Annotated in this window: 17 protein-coding genes and 1 pseudogene; 13 read left to right on the top strand and 5 right to left on the bottom strand. The window is 58.1% G+C overall.

From position 1 onward, the window contains the following. Window positions 1-399 precede the first annotated feature (399 nt). Window positions 400-615: a hypothetical protein gene (locus QMM04_RS12765; RefSeq protein WP_227746467.1), complete on the bottom strand. Its 216-nt coding sequence runs from the start codon at window positions 613-615 to the stop codon at window positions 400-402. Between the two features lie 457 nt (window positions 616-1,072). On the opposite strand from QMM04_RS12765, the gene arnB reads away from it, so the two are divergent. From arnB to arnF, 7 genes are read left to right on the top strand one after another with little or no spacing between them, the layout of a single operon-like run. Further along, on the top strand, window positions 1,073-2,209 hold the full coding sequence (arnB, locus tag QMM04_RS12760) for a UDP-4-amino-4-deoxy-L-arabinose aminotransferase (RefSeq protein ID WP_058781504.1): 1,137 nt from the start codon (window positions 1,073-1,075) through the stop codon (window positions 2,207-2,209). Window position 2,210: 1 nt separating this feature from the next. Then, a complete protein-coding gene (gene arnC, locus QMM04_RS12755) occupies window positions 2,211-3,197 on the top strand; it encodes an undecaprenyl-phosphate 4-deoxy-4-formamido-L-arabinose transferase (protein WP_021509379.1) in 987 nt (328 codons plus the stop codon). Continuing rightward, window positions 3,194-5,173, top strand: coding sequence for a bifunctional UDP-4-amino-4-deoxy-L-arabinose formyltransferase/UDP-glucuronic acid oxidase ArnA (arnA, locus tag QMM04_RS12750; protein WP_058759134.1), 1,980 nt, complete (start codon window positions 3,194-3,196; stop codon window positions 5,171-5,173). The genes arnC and arnA overlap by 4 nt, the downstream gene beginning before the upstream one ends. Beyond that, a complete protein-coding gene (gene arnD / locus QMM04_RS12745) occupies window positions 5,170-6,054 on the top strand; it encodes a 4-deoxy-4-formamido-L-arabinose-phosphoundecaprenol deformylase (protein ID WP_282996290.1) in 885 nt (294 codons plus the stop codon). Before arnA ends, arnD begins: the two co-directional genes overlap by 4 nt. Window positions 6,055-6,085: 31 nt before the next feature. Beyond that, window positions 6,086-7,741 (top strand): lipid IV(A) 4-amino-4-deoxy-L-arabinosyltransferase, encoded by a 1,656-nt coding sequence (gene arnT / locus QMM04_RS12740; protein WP_282996291.1) that lies wholly within the window; start codon window positions 6,086-6,088, stop codon window positions 7,739-7,741. Next, window positions 7,738-8,058: a 4-amino-4-deoxy-L-arabinose-phosphoundecaprenol flippase subunit ArnE gene (arnE, locus tag QMM04_RS12735; protein WP_088517260.1), complete on the top strand. Its 321-nt coding sequence runs from the start codon at window positions 7,738-7,740 to the stop codon at window positions 8,056-8,058. Before arnT ends, arnE begins: the two co-directional genes overlap by 4 nt. Next, window positions 8,055-8,417, top strand: a complete 363-nt coding sequence (gene arnF / locus QMM04_RS12730; RefSeq protein WP_058759137.1) for a 4-amino-4-deoxy-L-arabinose-phosphoundecaprenol flippase subunit ArnF — start codon at window positions 8,055-8,057, stop codon at window positions 8,415-8,417. The genes arnE and arnF overlap by 4 nt, the downstream gene beginning before the upstream one ends. A 3-nt stretch (window positions 8,418-8,420) precedes the next feature. Here the strand turns inward: arnF and QMM04_RS12725 are convergent, their stop codons facing one another. Beyond that, window positions 8,421-9,764, bottom strand: a complete 1,344-nt coding sequence (locus tag QMM04_RS12725) for an MFS transporter (protein ID WP_282996289.1) — start codon at window positions 9,762-9,764, stop codon at window positions 8,421-8,423. A 318-nt stretch (window positions 9,765-10,082) separates the two neighbouring features. Here QMM04_RS12725 and QMM04_RS12720 point away from each other — a divergent pair, with 318 nt between their 5' ends. From QMM04_RS12720 to QMM04_RS12705, 4 genes are all read left to right on the top strand, one after another. Next, on the top strand, window positions 10,083-11,528 hold the full coding sequence (locus QMM04_RS12720) for a sugar porter family MFS transporter (protein WP_058781499.1): 1,446 nt from the start codon (window positions 10,083-10,085) through the stop codon (window positions 11,526-11,528). Window positions 11,529-11,664: 136 nt separating this feature from the next. Beyond that, on the top strand, window positions 11,665-12,486 hold the full coding sequence (locus tag QMM04_RS12715; RefSeq protein ID WP_282996288.1) for a TIM barrel protein: 822 nt from the start codon (window positions 11,665-11,667) through the stop codon (window positions 12,484-12,486). A 31-nt stretch (window positions 12,487-12,517) separates the two neighbouring features. Further along, on the top strand, window positions 12,518-13,528 hold the full coding sequence (locus QMM04_RS12710) for a Gfo/Idh/MocA family oxidoreductase (protein ID WP_282996287.1): 1,011 nt from the start codon (window positions 12,518-12,520) through the stop codon (window positions 13,526-13,528). 158 nt (window positions 13,529-13,686) lie between these two features. Beyond that, the gene (locus QMM04_RS12705) at window positions 13,687-14,925 is read left to right on the top strand and encodes an aromatic amino acid transporter (protein ID WP_127834912.1); all 1,239 of its coding nucleotides are present in this window, start codon (window positions 13,687-13,689) and stop codon (window positions 14,923-14,925) included. A gap of 205 nt (window positions 14,926-15,130) precedes the next feature. Here the strand turns inward: QMM04_RS12705 and QMM04_RS12700 are convergent, their stop codons facing one another. Continuing rightward, window positions 15,131-16,027 carry an SDR family oxidoreductase gene (locus tag QMM04_RS12700; RefSeq protein ID WP_282996286.1) on the bottom strand — a complete coding sequence of 299 codons (897 nt, stop codon included), beginning with the start codon at window positions 16,025-16,027 and terminating at the stop codon, window positions 15,131-15,133. Between the two features lie 99 nt (window positions 16,028-16,126). Here QMM04_RS12700 and QMM04_RS12695 point away from each other — a divergent pair, with 99 nt between their 5' ends. Continuing rightward, window positions 16,127-16,966, top strand: coding sequence for a helix-turn-helix transcriptional regulator (locus QMM04_RS12695; protein ID WP_059012439.1), 840 nt, complete (start codon window positions 16,127-16,129; stop codon window positions 16,964-16,966). Between the two features lie 186 nt (window positions 16,967-17,152). On the opposite strand, the gene uraH is transcribed toward QMM04_RS12695, so the two are convergent. Together uraH and QMM04_RS12685 are read right to left on the bottom strand one after the other, a co-directional pair. Continuing rightward, the gene (gene uraH, locus QMM04_RS12690; protein ID WP_104093291.1) at window positions 17,153-17,566 is read right to left on the bottom strand and encodes a hydroxyisourate hydrolase; all 414 of its coding nucleotides are present in this window, start codon (window positions 17,564-17,566) and stop codon (window positions 17,153-17,155) included. Window positions 17,567-17,695: 129 nt separating this feature from the next. Then, complete coding sequence (locus QMM04_RS12685; protein ID WP_282996285.1) at window positions 17,696-18,796, bottom strand: NADH:flavin oxidoreductase/NADH oxidase; 1,101 nt, start codon at window positions 18,794-18,796, stop codon at window positions 17,696-17,698. Window positions 18,797-19,122: 326 nt separating this feature from the next. Here QMM04_RS12685 and QMM04_RS12680 point away from each other — a divergent pair. Beyond that, a pseudogene (locus QMM04_RS12680) lies at window positions 19,123-19,457 on the top strand (hypothetical protein); the annotation flags it as partial.

Raw genomic sequence — 19,457 nt, 5'->3', positions numbered from 1 at the left:
CGCATTTATGCGCACCGCGAAATCGCGCCGCTACCAGTTCTGTGCGGTTTGGCGACAGGTCGCCATGAATGGCGACCCTAAAAAACCTGTAGGGTGCGCATTGATGCGCACTGCGATCTGTCGCTAACCCTGGCCGGTGTGCGAGAGGCACAATACGCCGGTGGAGACGGCGTGGCGAGCAGCAAAGCGGCGTTGCAGCGATTTGCAGCAGGATTTACGAGCGGGTTCCAGAGAACAGAGGAGATATAAGCGGGGGATGCCTGAATGCTGTGGGCAGGCAATGACCAAATCGATGCGAAGACAGGCAAAAATCCAATCGATGGGCCAGCTGAGGCGGGCAACAATCTAACCAATACGCCAGTGGCGACAGATAATAATCCAGTCAATGCGCCAGCGAATTTACTGGCTCTGTTTAAACTGCTGCATGGCTTCCAGCACATTGCTGGTGGCGAGCGACATCACCCATTCGCTGTTGCGAAACACGTCGTAATGGCCGGCGTTATAACGAAACACATACAGCTCACCGCGGAAACGCAATCCTTTTGTTTTCACGCCAATGTGATGCCGGCGCAGTGCTGCCTGTGAAAGTCTGTCAGTCGCGGTTCTCATCATCATTCTCCTGTCCAGCCTTTGGCGTCACTATCCCAGGGAAGAATAAGCAGCCAACCTTAGGATAACCTTAAGAACAGTATAGTCTCTTAGTTAATGTATTGAAAAACAGCCACTTTAATTGCCGTGTGTCGTCATGCAGGCCAATGATGTCTGATCCGATGCTGATTTCCGGCCCCGGCGCGCAATCTTCTACCAATCTTCAACATCACGTAAAAAAGTCAGCGTGCCGCTTTGCCATTTAATGTTCAGTTAAGTTTTCCCCCGTATTTTGGTTTCTTATAGCGATAAAACAGACCTGCTTAAGTTTTGTTGCGCGCAGATGACAACAGCACATCAAACGCACTCGTTTAAGTAACGTTTAAACAAAAGGTTACAGCGTGTTTCATCAGGTTGTCATGCGCGGCAATAACGCTTGTTTTATTTTTCAGCATGTTTTCAGGCACAACAGTAAGGTTATCTTATGAGTTTCCTTCCGTTTTCGCGCCCGGCATTGGGTGAGGAAGAACTGGCCGCGGTGCAGGCGGTATTTGCATCGGGCTGGATTACCACCGGACCGCAGAATGCTGCGCTGGAGCAGGCGTTTTGCCAGCTCACCGGCAACCAGCACGCTATTGCCGTCAGCTCCGCCACAGCAGGCATGCACGTCACGTTGATGGCGCTGGGTATCCAGCCCGGTGACGAGGTGATCACCCCGTCGCTGACCTGGGTTTCCACGCTCAATATCATTACGCTGCTGGGCGCCACGCCGGTGATGATCGATGTGGATCGCGATAACCTGATGGTGAGCGCAGAACAGATCGAAGCAGCTATTACGCCGCGCACCCGCGCCATCGTGCCGGTTCACTATGCCGGTGCGCCGGCGGATATCGACGCCCTTCGCGCCGTCAGCGCGCGCCACAATATCCCACTGATTGAAGATGCGGCCCACGCGGTAGGTTGCTACTACAAAGGCCGGCACGTCGGGCAGCAGGGCACCGCAATCTTCTCGTTGCACGCCATCAAAAACATCACCTGCGCCGAAGGCGGCATCGTCGTGACCGATGATGCGCAGCTGGCTGACCGCCTGCGCAGCCTGAAATTCCACGGCCTCGGCGTCGATGCCTACGATCGCCATACCCATGGCCGCAAACCGCAGGCCGAAGTGATCATGCCCGGTTTTAAATACAACCTGCCAGACATCAACGCCGCGATTGCGCTGGTGCAGCTGCAAAAGTTGCCGGCCATCAATGCACGTCGCCAGGCTATCGCCGAGCGCTATTTGCGCGAGCTGGCAGATACGCCGTTGCTGCCGCTGGTGCAGCCGGCGTGGCCGCATCAGCATGCGTGGCATCTGTTTATCATTCGCGTGGACGAAGCGCGCTGCGGTATCAGCCGCGATGCGCTGATGGAGCAGTTGAAAATCCATGACATCGGCACCGGCCTGCATTTCCGCGCCGCGCATACGCACAAGTATTACCGTGAACGCTATCCGCAGCTCTCGCTGCCGGCCACCGAATGGAACAGTGATCGTATCTGCTCGCTGCCCCTGTTCCCCGACATGCACGATGACGATGTAACGCGTGTGATCGCTGCCTTACGCCACCTTGCGGGAGCCTGAGATGCTGGAAGAAAAACCGATTCGCAAAGTCTCCGTGGTGATCCCGGTGTACAACGAAGAACAGAGCCTGCCGGAGCTGGTGCGCCGTACCGACGCTGCCTGCCGCACGCTCGGACTTGACTATGAAATCTTACTGGTGGATGACGGCAGCGCCGACCGCTCCGCGCAGATGATCGCCGATGCGGCGGATATGCCGGGCAGTCACGTGGTCGGCGTGCTGCTGAATCGCAACTACGGACAACACTCGGCGATTATGGCCGGTTTCAGCCATGTTTCCGGTGATGTGATCATTACGCTGGATGCCGATCTGCAAAACCCGCCGGAAGAGATCCCCAATCTGGTCAAAGCCGCGCAGCAAGGCTACGACGTGGTCGGCACCGTGCGTCAGAACCGTCAGGACAGCTGGTTCCGTCGCCGCGCTTCACGCACCATCAACCACCTGATTCAGCGCGTGACCGGCAAAGCGATGGGCGATTATGGCTGCATGCTGCGCGCCTATCGCCGCCACATTGTCGATGCGATGCTCAACTGCCATGAACGCAGCACCTTTATCCCGATTCTGGCAAACACCTTCGCGCGCCGCACCATTGAACTGCCGGTTACGCATGCCGAGCGTGAATTCGGCGACTCCAAATACAGCTTCATGAAGCTGATCAACCTGATGTATGACCTGGTAACCTGCCTGACCACCACGCCGCTGCGTCTGCTGAGTATTGTCGGCAGCTTAATCGCACTGGCCGGTTTCGCCTTTTCTCTGATCCTGATTGTGCTGCGCCTGTTCCTCGGTGCCAGCTGGGCCGGTGACGGTGTGTTCATGCTGTTTGCCGTGCTGTTTATTTTTGTCGGCGCGCAGTTTGTCGGCATGGGCCTGCTGGGCGAATACATCGGTCGTATTTATAACGACGTACGCGCCCGTCCGCGCTACTTCATTCAACGTGTTATCCATCCGCAACAAGATGCCCCGTCTGTACAGGAAATTAAGCAATGAAAACTATCGTCTTCGCCTATGCCGAAATGGGCTGTGCAGGCATCACTGCGCTGCTGAACGCAGGCTATGAAATCAGTGCCATCTTCACCCATGCGGATACCTCGCCGGAGAGCCATGCGTTTCCTTCGGTAGCACGCCTCGCGGCTGAGCAGGGCATTCCGGTTTATGCGCCGGAAGATGCTAACCATCCGCTGTGGGTGGATCGCATCCGCACCATGCAGCCGGATTTTATCTTCTCGTTTTATTATCGCGCACTGCTGAGCGACACGATCCTGAACTGCGCGCGGGTCGGCGCGTTTAACCTGCACGGTTCGCTGCTGCCTAAATACCGTGGTCGTGCGCCGCTTAACTGGGTGCTGGTCAACGGCGAGACGGAGACTGGCGTAACGCTGCACCGCATGGTGAAACGTGCCGATGCCGGCGACATTGTGGCGCAGCAGCGCGTGGCGATTGACCCGCAGGATAATGCGCTGACGCTGCACCGTAAGCTGGTGGCCTGCGCCGGCCAGCTGCTGGAAGGCGCGCTGCCGCCGATGAAGCGCGGTGAGATTGCCGCCACGCCGCAGAACGACGCGGAAGCGACCGTGGTCGGTCGCCGCACGCCGGAGGATGGCCGCATCAACTGGGAGCTGCCGGCGGCTAAAGTGAATAACCTGGTGCGCGCAGTCACCGATCCGTGGCCAGGTGCGTTTGCGTATGCCGGCACGGTGAAATTCGTGGTGTGGAAAGGGCGGGTTCACCAGGATGCGCCCAGCGCCAAACCGGGCACGGTGCTGTCGGTTGAGCCGTTCCTGATTGCCTGCGGCGAGGGCGCGCTCGAAGTGGTCACCGGGCAGAGCGACAACGGTGTTTACATGAACGGCAGCCAGCTGGCGCAGAGTCTGGGCATGGTGCCGGGTGCGCTGCTTTACTCGCAGCCGGTTGCTGCGGTAAAACGCCGCACGCGGGTGCTGATCCTCGGCGTAAACGGCTTTATCGGCAACCATCTCACCGAACGCCTGCTGCAGGATGATAACTTTGAGGTTTATGGCCTGGATATCGGTTCCGATGCCATCAGCCGTTTCCTGGATGAACCGCGCTTCCACTTCGTTGAAGGGGATATCAGCATCCACTCTGAATGGATTGAGTATCACATCAAGAAATGTGACGTGGTGCTGCCGCTGGTGGCGATCGCCACGCCGATCGAATATACCCGTAATCCGCTGCGCGTATTCGAGCTGGATTTCGAAGAGAACCTGAAGATTATTCGTGACTGCGTGAAGTATAAAAAGCGCATCATTTTCCCGTCGACCTCCGAAGTGTACGGTATGTGTACCGATCAGCATTTCGACGAGGATCACTCCAACCTGGTGGTCGGACCGATCAATAAACAGCGCTGGATCTATTCGGTGTCGAAACAGCTGCTGGACCGGGTGATATGGGCCTATGGCGAAAAAGAGGGGCTGCGCTTTACGCTGTTCCGTCCGTTTAACTGGATGGGCCCGCGGCTGGATAACCTCAACGCCGCGCGTATCGGCAGTTCTCGCGCCATCACCCAGCTGATCCTTAATCTGGTGGAAGGCTCGCCGATCAAGCTGATCGACGGTGGTGCGCAGAAGCGCTGTTTCACCGATATTCGCGACGGCATCGAAGCGCTGTTCCGCATTATCGAGAACAAGCACAACAACTGCGATGGCCAGATCGTTAACATTGGTAACCCGGAGAACGAAGCCAGTATTAAAGAGCTGGCGGAACACCTGCTGGCCAGCTTTGAGCGCCACCCGCTGCGCGATCGCTTCCCGCCGTTTGCCGGTTTCCGTGAGGTAGAGAGCAGCAGCTATTACGGCAAAGGCTATCAGGACGTGGAGCACCGCAAGCCATCGATTAAAAACGCCCGCCGCCTGCTCGACTGGACGCCAACCGTGGCGATGGATACCACCATCGACAATACGCTGGACTTCTTCCTGCGCACCGTTGAGCTACAGGAAAAGCCATGAAGCGAGTGGGTTTGCGTGTTGATGTCGATACCTGGCGCGGCACGCAACTGGGCGTACCGGCGCTGCTGCAGCAGTTCAGCCTGCATCAGCTGCAGGCCAGCTTCTTCTTCAGCGTCGGGCCGGACAACATGGGGCGCCACCTGTGGCGCCTGATGAAGCCGCGCTTTCTGTGGAAAATGCTGCGTTCGCGCGCGGCCTCGCTGTACGGCTGGGATATTTTACTGGCCGGTACCGCCTGGCCGGGCCGCGAAATAGGCAAAGGGCTGGCTTCGATTATTCGCGCCACGGCAGATCACCATGAAGTGGGGTTACACGCGTGGGATCACTTTGCCTGGCAGACCTGGGCTGGCGTCTGGTCACCACAGCAGCTGAATGCGCAGATTGCGCGCGGTAAAGCGGCGCTGGAAACCATTTTGGGTGACAGTGTCACCTGCTCTGCAGTGGCAGGCTGGCGCGCCGACAGCCGGGTACTGGATGCCAAGCAGCCGTTTGGCTTTCGCTATAACAGCGACTGCCGCGGCAGCGGGCCGTTCATACCGCGCCTCAGCGATGGCAGCCTCGGCACGGTGCAAATTCCGGTAACCCTGCCAACGTGGGATGAAGTGGTGGGCCAGCAGGTCAGCGCGGAGGGGTTTAACGACTTTATCCTCGCGCAGATACATGCCGCCAGCGGTACGCCGGTCTATACCATTCACGCAGAGGTCGAAGGCATCGTCGGTTTGCCCGCCTTTGCCGATCTGCTGACGCGCGCGCAGCAGCAGGGCATTCGGTTTTGTCCGCTGAGCGAGCTGCTGCCGGACGATCTCAGTACGCTGCCGCAGGGCCATGTGGTGCGCGGGCACATTGCCGGCCGGGAAGGCTGGCTGGGTTGCCAGAGTTAACATTTTACAGGACCCAAGTATGGAAACACCGATGCGCAGCCGCACCCGCATAGTGCTGCTGATAGCGCTTTTTGCTCTCTATTATCTGATCCCGGTGCCATTCCGTGATCTCTGGCAGCCGGATGAAACCCGCTATGCCGAAATCAGCCGCGAGATGCTGCTGAACGGTAACTGGGTGGTGCCGCATTTTTTTGATTTGCGCTACTTCGAGAAGCCGATTGCCGGTTACTGGGTCAATAATCTTGGCCAGCTGTTATTTGGGCATAATAATTTTGGCGTGCGCGCCGGTGCGATTATCTGTACCACGCTGAGTGCCCTGCTGATCTACTGGCTGGGCAAGCGGATGTTCGCCAGCCGCAACATTGCCCTGACCGCCAGCGTGATCTTTCTTACCTCGCTGCTGGTTTACGGCATTGGCACCTATGCCGTGCTCGATCCGATTCTGCTGCTGTGGCTGGTGGCGGCGATGTGCAGCTTTTGGTTTGCTGCGCAGGCGCACAGTACCTCACAGCGGCTGACGGGGTATGTGCTGCTCGGCGCGGCCTGTGCCATGGGGTTCATGACCAAGGGCTTTCTGGCGCTGGCGGTGCCGGTGCTGGCGATTGTGCCATGGGTGCTCTGGCAGCGACGTTTTGGCGAACTGCTGCGCTGGGGGCCGCTCACGATTGCGGTGGCGGCCGCGATCAGCGCGCCCTGGGCGCTGTCCATTCAGCATCAGGAAGGCGATTTCTGGCACTACTTCTTCTGGGTCGAACATATTCAGCGCTTCGCCGAGAGCGACGCGCAGCATAAAGCGCCGTTCTGGTATTACCTGCCGGTGCTGCTGGCAGGCTGTCTGCCGTGGCTCGGCCTGTTGCCAGGCGCGCTGAGCGGCGCATGGCGTCAGCGTCAGCAGCACGCTGCCGCGATCTATTTGCTTAGCTGGGTTGTACTGCCGCTGCTGTTCTTTAGCATCGCCAAAGGCAAACTGCCAACCTATATCCTGCCGTGCTTTGCGCCGCTGGCGTTGTTGATGGCGCACTATGCGCACGGTAACACCGCGCGCCTGAAACAGGCGTTGGCGGTAAATGGCTGGATCAACCTGCTGTTTGGTCTGGTTGCCACGCTGCTGGTCGTGGTGGTGCTGGCACCCTGGGGGCTGGCGCACCATCCGGTGTACGCGCGCGATGAGTTGCTGCGGGTAGTGTGCGCTGCGCTGGCATTTGCCGGCTGGGCGGTGATGGGCTGGTTAAGCCTGAAAACAGGCCGCTGGCAACTGGCTGCGCTTTGCCCGCTGGCATTGGCGCTGCTGGTCGGGTTTGCTATCCCGCAAAAGGTGCGTGATAGCAAACAGCCGCAGAGCTTCGTCAGTGCCGTGCGGCCACAGCTGGCGCAGAGCCGCTATCTGGTGGTGGACAATTCCGGCATCGCTTCTGCGGTCGCATGGGAATTGCGCCGCAGCGATATCACTTTCTTCGATGAAAAAGGTGAGCTGGAGTACGGACTGGGTTATCCCGATGCAAAAACGCGCTACGTCGACGGGGAAGCCTTCGCTGACTGGCTGCGCCTGCATCGCCGACAGGGTCCGGTGGCACTGGTGCTGCTACTGAATTCTGACGAAAAGCAAGCGGATGCGCATCTGCCGGTGCCGGACGATGTCTATCAGCAGGGACGGCTGGTCTACTACGGCTACAACGCGACACCATGAATCTGCTGCTGATCCTGCTGGTAAGCCTGCTCAGTTGTGCCGCCCAGCTGTGCCAGAAACAGGCGGCCCACTGCGGCGGGCACCGCCTGTTCGGCTGGCTGGGGCTCAGCCTGCTGCTGCTGGGCACGGCGATGCTGCTGTGGCTGGTGGTGCTGCGCACCGTGCCGGTCAGCGTGGCTTACCCGATGCTGAGCCTGAATTTTGTGCTGGTGGCGGTGGCGGCGCGCGTCATCTGGCGTGAGACCTACACGCGGCGGCAGTGGCTGGGTACGCTGGCGATCGTTGCCGGGGTTGCGCTGATGGGGAGCCATCTGTGAAGGGCTGGCTGCTGGCGCTGGCCAGCGTGCTGCTGGTGTCGCTGGCGCAGCTGCTGCTGCGCACGGCGATGCTTGTGCTGCCACCGCTGGATACATGGACCGCGCTACCGTGGCAGCACGGCCTGATACCGTTAATCGGCGGACTGGCCGCCTACGGCTGCTCAATGCTGTGCTGGCTGCTGGCGCTGCGGCTGCTACCGCTCAACCGGCTCTATCCGCTGCTCAGTCTGAGCTATGTGCTGGTGTGGCTGGCCGCCATTTCTCTGCCGGCCTTGCATGAAACCTTCCGCTGGAGCAGTCTCGCTGGCGTCATATTGATTGTCTGCGGCCTGCTGTGCGTGGCGCTGCCGCGCCGTTAACCGTTAATGCTGCTGCCACCGGTGATATTCACCCTGGCGGCGGCCTGGCGCCGTTTCCGGCAGACGCAGCAGGCCGTACAATGAAATCACACCCAGCACTGCAACATACAGCGCCAGACCATACCAGTGGCCGTGGGTCACCTGCAGAATCTTCACTGCCACCAGTCCGAGTACGCCGCTGCCGATCAGCGAACCGATCTGCCAGATCACCGCGATACCGCTGCAGCGAATATGCGTGGGAAACAATTCGGGGAACCATGACGCCTGCGGGGCATAACACATGCTGTGGCCCAGCGTCAGCGCCACGATCATCGCCAGCTGCGTGAGCCAGTAGCTGTTGTGCGCCAGCGCGAGAAAAAATGGCACGATCGAGAGCATGATCAGCAGCGTGCCGATCAGGTAAACCGGCTTGCGACCGATGCGGTCGGAAAGGGCACCCATCAGCGGGATCGCCAGTACTTCGAGGATCACCGCGACGATCATACTGTTCATCAAAATACCGGCATCAAGCTGATTAGCCTTACCCCAGGCAAGGATGATGACGGTAAACAGGGCAAAGGCGCAGGCTTCGATCAGTTTCGCTGCCACGCCGTTGACCACCAGCCGCGGATTACCACGCAGCACCTCTTTTAACGGCCTGGATTCTGCCGCTTTGGTTTCACGAATGGCGGCGAAGACCGGCGATTCATCAATGCGCAGGCGAATAAACAGGCCGACAATCACCAGCAGCGCGCTGAGCAGAAAAGGCACGCGCCAGCCCCAGTCCATCATCTGCTCCGCGCTCAGCGCGGCATTAAGCACAGCGAACAGCGCCAGCGGCAGCAGAAACCCGACCGGAGCACCAATCTGCACCCAACTGGCAAAGAAACCACGCCGGGAAGGCTGCGCATATTCAGCTGTCATTAATACCGCGCCCGCCTGTTCACCGCCGACGCCAAACCCCTGCAGCAAGCGGATGGCAATCAGTAATACCGGGGCCCAGACGCCAATTTTTTCGTAGGTTGGCAGCAGACCAATGCAGAACGTGCCAAGGCCCACGATCAGGATGGTCGCCACCAGCGCTTTTTTGCGTCCCACTTTGTCGCCGATGTGCCCAAACACCATGCCGCCAATAGGACGTGCGAGGAAGCCAACCGCATAAGTGGCGAAGGCAGCGAGTGTGCTGACCAGCGGATCCTGGCTGGGAAAGAACAGATGGCCAAAGAACAGTACCGCTGCCGTACCGTAAGCGAAAAAGTCGTAATATTCTGCCGCCGTGCCTATCGCCGAGGCGCTGGCGACGCGGCGGATCAATGATTTAGGGTGAGCTTCAGCGGTATCAGATTGAGCAACAGTTGAAGAGGCCATGACAAATCCTGAAGAGGTGAAAGAGCGACTACCATACAAGAAGGTTTTTGCAGTTGTTGCGCGATTGATCACAAAGCGTGGCGACTCCCGGCGTAAAGGGGCCGATCTGCTGCGCTTCAATAACCACCTCGCCCAATCTCCATTCTCCTTATTTAGGCTGATGTAAATCCATCAAAATAAACCAGTCAAAAGGCTTGAACTCACAATTTGAAAAGCAGGTTTCAAATATAAATTAACATGAAATAAAAATGCCGATAGCCTGGACGCGCTGCTTTGTTCTGATGCTTTTCCTAACGCATTTTTTTACCAGGAGGTATTATGGAAAAAGAACTTTATCTCTCCACCAACACCGCGTCCGGCCCCAACAGCACAACAAAAACCGAACCCTTCGTAAAAATCATCGCGCTGGTGGCGACACTCGGCGGGCTGCTGTTTGGTTACGATACCGGCGTGGTATCCGGCGCGCTGCTGTTCATGCGCAGCGATTTGCATCTCACGCCGTTCACTACCGGGCTGGTGACCAGTTCACTGTTGTTCGGCGCTGCCTTTGGCGCGCTGCTGGCAGGGCACTTCGCGGATGCCCTCGGCCGCCGCAAAATCATCATCACGCTGGCCTTTATTTTTGCCCTCGGCGCGGTTGGCTCTGCCTTCGCACCTGATGTGGTGACGATGATTGCGTCACGCCTGTTTCTTGGTATTGCCGTTGGCGGGGCGGCTGCCACCGTGCCGGTGTATATCGCGGAAATTGCCCCGGCGAATAAACGCGGTCAACTGGTGACGCTGCAGGAGCTGATGATTGTCTCTGGCCAGCTGCTGGCCTATGTCTCCAATGCAACCTTCAATGAAATCTGGGGTGGCGAACATACCTGGCGCTGGATGCTGGCCATCTCCACCGTACCCGCCGTGCTGTTGTGGATCGGGATGATCTTTATGCCGGAAAGTCCACGCTGGCACGTCATGCGCGGCAACACCGCTGGCGCGCGCAGGGTGCTGGAGAAAACCCGGGCGGCGGAGGACGTAGAGTGGGAGCTGGAGGAGATCGAAGAGACCATCGAAGAGCATCGCCAGCAAGGCAAAGGTCGCCTGCGTGATCTGCGCACGCCATGGTTGCGCAAAGTGTTTTTACTGGGAATTGGCATTGCCGCCATCCAACAGCTGACCGGTGTGAACACCATCATGTACTACGCGCCAACCATGCTCACTGCCACCGGGCTGAGCAACGATGCGGCGTTGTTCGCCACCATCGCCAACGGCGTGATCTCGGTAATCATGACGCTGGTGGGGATCGTGATAATCGGTAAGGTTGGTCGTCGTCCGCTGGTGCTGATAGGGCAGATGGGCTGTACCGCCTGCCTGTTCTTTATCGCTACGGTGTGCCTGCTAATGCCGGAGTATCACGCCGGTGGTGCGGTTAATCTGCTGCGGGCCTATCTGGTACTGGCCGGAATGTTGATGTTTTTATGTTTTCAGCAGGGCGCGCTGTCACCGGTCACCTGGTTGCTGCTGTCGGAAATCTTCCCGGCGCGCATGCGCGGCATTTGCATGGGCGGTGCCGTTTTTGCCTTGTGGATTGCCAACTTCGCCATTTCCATGGCCTTCCCGCTGTTGCTGGCCGCCTTTGGCCTGGCCGGGGCGTTTCTCACCTTCGCCGTGATCGGGATCGGCGGCGCCCTGTTCGTGCTGCGTGCTATCCCGGAAACCAAAGGGCGCAGCCTGGAACAGGTCGAACACTATTTCTATGAACTGTATGACGGTAAAGACTAAATGTGAGGGCGCTCAGGCTGATGTAAATCACTCAAAGAAGCCGCAGAGCGGGCAAAAAAGATAACTTACTATCAGGGCATGTCAGTACCTTGCAGCAAACAGAACCTTACCCAGTGATTATTATCCAGGAAAGATCATGACCTACAAAATAAGCAGTGACCGATTCTGTGTTAACCGTAAAATTGCTCCTCATCTCAGCATGGCGGAATTCTTCGCGCTGGTGCAACAGCTGGGATTAAATAAAGTTGAAATACGCAATGATATGAAAAGCGGCAGCGTGACCGACGGCGCAGGCGGTGAGGAAGTGCGTCGCCTGGCAGCGCAGCATCAGCTTGAGATCGAAACCATCAACGCGGTGTATCCCTTCAACCAGTTAGATGATTCGGTGCTGGAAAAAACGCGCGCGCTGTTAGCCGATGCGCGCGCCACCGGGGCGAAAGCGCTGGTGCTCTGTCCGCTCAATGATGGGACGCCGGTGAGTAATGAGCAAACCGTACAGGCGCTGCAAACCCTGGCGCCGCTGTTTGCCGAATATGGTGTTGCCGGGCTGGTTGAACCGCTCGGTTTTCCGCAGAGCTCACTGCGCTCCGCCGCGCTGGCGCAGCAGCTTATCGCTCAGGCCGGCGTGCCGTTTAACATCGTGCTGGATACCTTCCATCATCACCTGTACGAAGGCGCCGAACAGGATTTTGCCGGTGGCGTAGACGTGAATCACATCGGCCTGGTGCATCTCTCTGGCGTAACGGATGCGCGCCCGACTCATCAACTCACCGACGAAGAGCGCATCATGCTGAGCGCGGATGACCTGCTGAAATCCCGCGAGCAGGTGCAGCGCCTGGAAGAGATGGGCTATCGCGGTGTTTATGCTTTCGAGCCGTTTTCTTCGGTGATGGAGAGCTGGAGCGCTGAGGATATTGCGCGCGAAATCCGCAGCAGCATTGATTATCTCAACCACTAACCAATCCGGCATTTTGCTGAAGGAACCTCGCATGACACTCAACATTGGTGTAATCGGCACTGGCGCTATCGGCCGTGAACACATTCGTCGTTGCAGCCAGGTGCTGCAGCATGCGCGCGTGGTCGCGCTTAATGATATCAATCGCAACAACTGTGAGCAGGTGATTAACGAGCTCGGCTTGCAGGCGGAGATTTACGACAACGCGCACGATTTAATCGTCGCGCCGGAGGTGCAGGCCATTCTGGTTACCTCATGGGGCCCGACGCATGAAGAGTTTGTGCTGGCAGCCATCAAAGCCGGCAAAGCGGTATTCTGCGAGAAGCCACTGGCGGTGACCGCGCAGGGCTGTATGAATATCGTCGAAGCGGAAATTGCCGCGGGCAAAAAACTGGTGCAGGTGGGTTTTATGCGACCCTACGACAGCGGCTATCGCGCGCTGAAAGCGGTTATCGACGGCGGCACCCTGGGTGAGCCGCTGATGCTACACTGCGCGCACCGCAATCCGGCGGTCGGCGATGCTTATACCACCGATATGGCGATCACCGATACGCTGATCCATGAACTTGACGTGCTGCGCTGGCTGCTGAACGATGATTATATCAGCGCGCAGGTGATTTACCCACGCAAGACCCGCCACGCGTCATCGCACCTGAAGGATCCGCAGATTGTGCTGCTGGAAACCGCAAAGGGCATCCGCATTGATGTCGAGATCTTCGTGAACTGCGCCTATGGTTACGACATTCAGTGTGAGGTGGTTGGCGAGAGCGGCATTGCCCGCCTGCCTGAACCGATGTCGGTGCAAACCCGTCATGCGGCGCAGCTCTCCACCGGCATTCTGACCGACTGGAAAAAGCGTTTTATCGCTGCGTATGACGTTGAGCTGCAGGATTTCATTAACAACGTGCTGTCAGGCAATATGACAGGCCCGTCGGCGTGGGACGGCTATGCCGCCGCTGTGGCGGCCGATGCCTGTGTTGCGGCACAGAACAACGGTGATATTGTCCCGATTACCATGCCGCCACGTCCGGCTTTTTATCGTTAATCCCGCCACATCGCGGCTGGCGCACCCTGACCGGTGCGCCTTTATGTGACATTGTCACCTGTTGACAGCCATCTTCCCGTCAGTCACCGCCCGCGCCTCACATTTGTTACCGATCCCGTGTATCATCGCCGCCTTTATGTTGTGCAAGGAAAAGTGTGATGACGGAGAGCGTAATGGCGCGCCGCCAGCCCTCGGTATGGTGGGGTGCCATGATCATCTGTGGGACGGTAGTGGGCGCCGGTATGTTTACGTTGCCGATCGTGATGGCCGGGGCGTGGTTTGGCTGGGCGCTGCTGCTGCTGGGCATCAGCTGGGGCGCAATGCTGCTCTCCGGGCTGCTGTTTATGCGTGTCAGCCTGCATTATCCGCCAGGCGCGGGCTACGATACGCTGACGCGCGATTTGCTTGGGCGCGGCTGGGCCAGCATCAATGGCCTTAGCATCCTGTTTGTGCTGGGCATTCTCACCTACGCTTATATTTCAGCCAGCGGTCCGGTTTACCAGCACTCGCTGAATCAGCTTGGCGTGCCGCTCTCAACCGCCGGGGCCAAAGTCGCGCTGACGTTGTGTGTCGCCGCCGTGGTGTGGCTCGGCACCACCGGCGTCAGTCGTTTGATGACGTTCTGCGTGCTGGCAAAAATCCTGCTATTGATTTTGCTGTTCGGCGGACTGTTAACCCAGGTTGACGTGCCCTCGCTGTTCGCCGCCGCCGCGCCGGGAGACAGCTACTGGCCTTACGCACTGGGCGTGCTGCCGTTCTGTCTGGCCTCTTTTGGCTATCACGGTAACATCACCGGGCTGGTGAGTTATTATCAGCGCCGCGAGTCGCCGGTGACACGCGCGCTGGTGCTGGGCACGCTGATGTCGCTGGCGCTGTACCTGTTCTGGATTGTCTGCACCATGGGGAATTTGCCGCGCGCCGCGTTTCCTGACATCGTGCAGCAGGGTGGAGATATTGCCGCGCTGATGGCCGCGCTGCGCGATCATCTGCACGTGCGCGCGTTGTCGCTGATGATGTCGGTGTTCTCTCATTTTGCGGTGATAGCCTCGTTTCTCGGCGTGACGGCAGGCCTGTTTGATTTCATCGCCGACCGCCTCGGCTGGGGGCATTCCCCGCGCGCGCGGCTGCAAACCGCCTGCCTGACATTTTTGCCGCCGCTGCTCGCTTCGCTGTGGTGGCCACATGGCTTCGTCGCCGCCATCGGTTTTGCCGGCCTGTTTGCCACGCTGTGGGCGGTGATTATTCCGGCGCTGCTGGCGCGGCGTGCGCAACAGCGCTTTGCCGATCGGCCGCGTACGTCACTGGCGATTGGTCTGGTGCTGCTTTTCGGCGCGCTGAATGTGCTGTCATGGACGCTGAGCTGGCTGGGTGTGTTACCGCAATTTGCTGCGGCCTGAGTGGCGAGAGCCATGGGGTTCATAGGTATTCGTAGCGGCGCGATTTATCGCGCGAATCTGGTCACCGCGCCGTTGTAGATTGTGCGATAAATTGCACCGCTTACGGTCACAGCACCAGCTCGTAGTGGCGCGATTTATCGCGCTAATCCATTAGCCGCAGCGTTGTAAATTGCGCAATGAATTGCGCCGCTACCTGGCGCTGGGGCTACGACTGAGTTGAATAATTCACTCTGCTTAAATCAGCGATAAGACCCGGTCCTGTGGGCTGCCAGTTGAGCTGCTGCCGCGTCCAGGCACCGCTGGCACGCAGATCCAGCCTGGCGAAAGCGGCGAACCAGCCGAAATGCTCCGCGGCCTGATCGGGTTTCAGCGAAACGGCAGGAATACCCAGCCCTGCTGCCACGGTTTCAGCAATCAGCCGTGAGGCAATGCTTTCCTCAGCTACCGCATGATACCGTTTGCCGCGTTCGCCTTGTTCAAGCACTTTTACGTACAGCCCGGCGACGTCATCAACGTGTGCCGCGCACCAGGCGTTTTCACCTCCGCCGATATAAGCTGCCGCGCCTTTCTCCCTGGCAAGAGCGATGTAATAGCTGATTAATCCCTGACGTTCGGTGTTGTGAACCTGAGGTAAACGCACCACACGTAGATCGATTCCCGATTCAAGGAGCTTAGTACCTTCCAGCTCCGAGGCGACGCGTGGGTTAGGGTGTGCCGGGTTGAAATTCTGCTCAAAAGCGGGCTGGCCGCTGCCGTCATCACCCATTCCGGTACCAGAAGTGATGAGCAGCGGACGCTGACTGCCCTGCAATACAGAGCCAATCGCGCGAATAACGCGGCGGTCTTTTTCGCAATTTTCGACAAAACGGCTGAAATCATGATCGAAAGCGGTGTGGATCACCGCATCACATTGGTCAATGCCGGCAATCCACGCCTGGGGATCTTCCAGCGTACCGCGCTGGGCTGTGGCGCCCTTATCGTTTAACTGCTGAGCTGCTTCTTCTGAACGTACAAGACCGGTCACCTGATGGCCGCGAGCCAGCAGGGCCGATACAACGCGTGAGCCGATAAAGCCCGTCGCACCCGTTATAAAAATACGCATAGCCTGTCTCCTGAGTGATTTAGTGCGACAGCGTAAGCGCGGATCTTTTACTATTAAAGTAGTGAAGTTATCAGGGTATAAACATTAACAGGGTGATTTATGACGCTGCTTTCTGAAAATCCGCTGGGTGAGTTTTTAAGGGCACGCCGTCTGGCAATTGACCCGGCTTCGTTTGGTTTTTTGCCCGGCCGCCGCCGTACGCCGGGCCTGCGCCGCGAAGAGGTTGCCCAGCTCGCGAATATCAGCCCGACCTGGTACACCTGGCTTGAGCAGGGCCGCGGGGGAGCGCCCTCGCGTGAGGTACTGAACCGCATTGCTGCCGGACTGCGGCTTACGTCTCCCGAACGCGATCATCTGTTTATCCTCGCGTTTGGGCATCCGCCAGAAAACCGGGTAAGTCGGTCCGACAGCATAACCCCACGGCTGCAACGCGTACTGGAAAGCCTGACGATTCCGGCGATTATCAAAACCGCCACCTGGGATGTGGTGGCATGGAATCACCCGGCGACGGTTGTGCTGAAGGATTACGGGCAACTTCCGCCCGCGCGGCGCAATATTCTGCGCCTGCTTTTTACCGATCAGGATGCGCGGGGGATGCAAGACGACTGGGAGGGTGTGGCCCGGCTCATCGTCAACGCCTTTCGGGCGGATGCCGCGCGCCTGGGTGCTTCAGAGGAAATTGATCGACTGGTTGAGGAGCTATCCGCTCAAAGTGCTGACTTCGCCCGCCTGTGGCGTAACAACGATGTGGCCGGGCATGGCGAAGGGTTTAAGGTGCTGCATCATCCGCAAATGGGAACGATTGCCCTGGAGTTCTCGACCTTTTCTGTTGAAGGCAGGCCGGATTTAACGATGATGCTCTTTAATCCGGCAACCGATGAAAGCAGAGCGAAAACAGAGCGCTGGATTTCGCAGAACTCAGCTCAGCGCGTAGTCTGAGTCAGACAGTTTTTAATGCGTCAGCCAGCACGCTATAGCAATCACACCAGCCGAAAAAACAGGCTTACCCTGTAATGGGCAGGAGCAACGGAATAGAGATTCTCCTGCCTGATTCAATCGCTTAACGAGGCAACTGTTCAACAAAACGTACTGGTATAAATATACCGTCCGCAGCGCCTTTTTTGCTTAGTTGCCGCGATAGGTGGAGTAGCCGTACTGGCTGAGCAGCAGTGGAATATGGTAGTGCTGCTCGGCATTATCCAGGTTGAACATCACCGGGATTTCCGGGAAAAAGGTCGGCTGGGCGTTTTTTTTGTAATAGTCACCGGTTTTAAAAATTACGCGGTAGATACCGGTCTGCGCCTTCTGGCCCGCCGGGTAAAGCGCCGGAATACGCCCCTGTTCGTTGGTGGTGCCCTGCGCCAGTTTCACCCACTCGTCACCTTGTTTCTTATCCAGCTCGACCTCAATACCTGCGGTCGGTACGCCGGTTTGCAGATTCAGCACATGCACGCTCAGGGGATTTTTCATCTCAGCGGCCAGGCCGCTCACGCTGAAAGCGCAGAGCGCGCCGCCCAGTAAATAATGCTGCAATTTCATCTCATTTTCCTTTTGGTTAATTGGCCGGGAAAGCATAAGACGAAAATAGTGCGGTCGCGCACAATGGGCTGAAATCTGTGAAATTTCCCAGAACAGAACCGGCAACCGGGCGGCTGCCGGTTAGGGAAATCACTGGTTGCTGTTCAGGGTGCCTTTCAGGCCGTGCGGTTCGGAACGCAGGTACTGAGGCGGCGCTTTGGCCTGCGCGCCCAGTTCGGCGGCGGCGTGCCATGGCCAGCGTGGGTCATACAGCACCGCGCGTGCCAGCGCAATCAAATCGGCATCCTGCTCCTGCAGCGCCTGCTCGGCCTGTTTCGGTTCGGTAATCAGCCCCACGCCAATCACCGGAATCGAGACCTGCTGGCGAATCTCGCGGGCGAACGGCAACTGATAACCAGGGCCCACGCTGATTTGCTGCTGCGGTGCCAGGCCCCCGCTGGAGACGTGAATGTAGGCGCAGCCTGCGGCTTCGAGCTGCTGGCTGAAAACAATCGATTGCTGATTATCCCAGCCGCCCTCGATCCAGTCGGTGGCAGACAGCCGCACGCCAACCGGGATTTCCGCCGGCAGCGCAGCGCGCAGCGCCTTGAACACCTCAAGCGGAAAACGCAGACGGTTCTCTAATGAGCCGCCATATTCATCGCCACGCTGGTTGCTGAGCGGCGACAGAAACTGGTGCAGCAAATAGCCGTGCGCAGCATGCAGTTCGACCAGCTGAATGCCGATGCGTACCGCGCGCAGGGCGCTATCGACAAAAGCCTGTTTCAGCTGCGCCAGATCCTGTTTGCTGAGTGCGGCCGGCGGACGCTCATCCTGTCCAAACGGCTGCGCAGACGGCGCGACGGTCTGCCAGCCGCCGTGTTCCTCAGAGAGCTGCGCACCGCCTTGCCATGGCGCAGCACAGGACGCTTTGCGCCCGGCGTGACCCAACTGAATGCCAATCGGCAGGGTAGCGTAGCGCCGTACGTCCTGCAGCACGCTGGCCAGCGCGGCTTCTGTCGCGTCGTCCCATAACCCCAGGTCGCCCGGCGTGATACGGCCAATGGCTTCCACTGCCGTCGCCTCAATAATCAGCAGTCCCGCGCCAGAGAGCGCCAGCTGGCCGAGATGAATGCGGTGCCAGGCCGTTGCCTGACCTTCTTCCGCTGAGTATTGGCACATCGGTGCAATCACAATGCGATTTTCCAGCGACAACTCGCCAAGCTGCGTCGCGCTAAACAGTAAACTCATGCATACCTCATATCCGCACGTTAATGACTCACTACAGCATAGGAGCTGCAGCCGGATTTGCAGCAATGCCAGATGTAAGCGGCAATGACACCCATTAATTACAACATACTATTAGTGATTAATGTAATGGTGCCGGGTTCGGCTAACGTGCCGTTAAGGCTAACTAGCGCCATTTATTCAAACCAGGGGCTGAGGTTTAACAAAACGCAAGCTAACGCTAATGAATTCTGGACGGGCGTAAACCTGGCGGTCCAAAATAACTTCTCATGTTAAGAGGGATCTGATTAAGTATTATCGAATCATCGGCTAATCAAAGGAACTGTGAAATGGATGAAGCACTACTCGCAATGATGCGTTCAAATGGGCGCAACAGGGCCTGGGCAGAATCGATGGTCAATCTTGAAGCCCGTAAGCTGATTGAAACGGCTAACCGTGAAGCCGGGTTTCACATCAGGGATGGACTTACACGACTCCCGTTTGTGCAGGAAATCCGGGATGTGATTGAAGAGCAGTTCTCGATCGCCCGGCGCGCAAAGTCTGATGAAGAGTGCATGGTCTGCGTAAAAAACCTCAGGGCAGAGACCGAAAATCTTGCAGAGCAGGGGCAAATGCTGCGGATGAATACTGCGATAGTTTTCGCCTATGTGGAGTTCGTCCGGGA

Source organism: Pantoea sp. Pa-EAmG (assembly GCF_030024295.1).
In the GTDB taxonomy this organism is placed as follows: domain Bacteria; phylum Pseudomonadota; class Gammaproteobacteria; order Enterobacterales; family Enterobacteriaceae; genus Pantoea; species Pantoea dispersa.
This window is presented reverse-complemented; position numbering and strand designations above follow the sequence as displayed.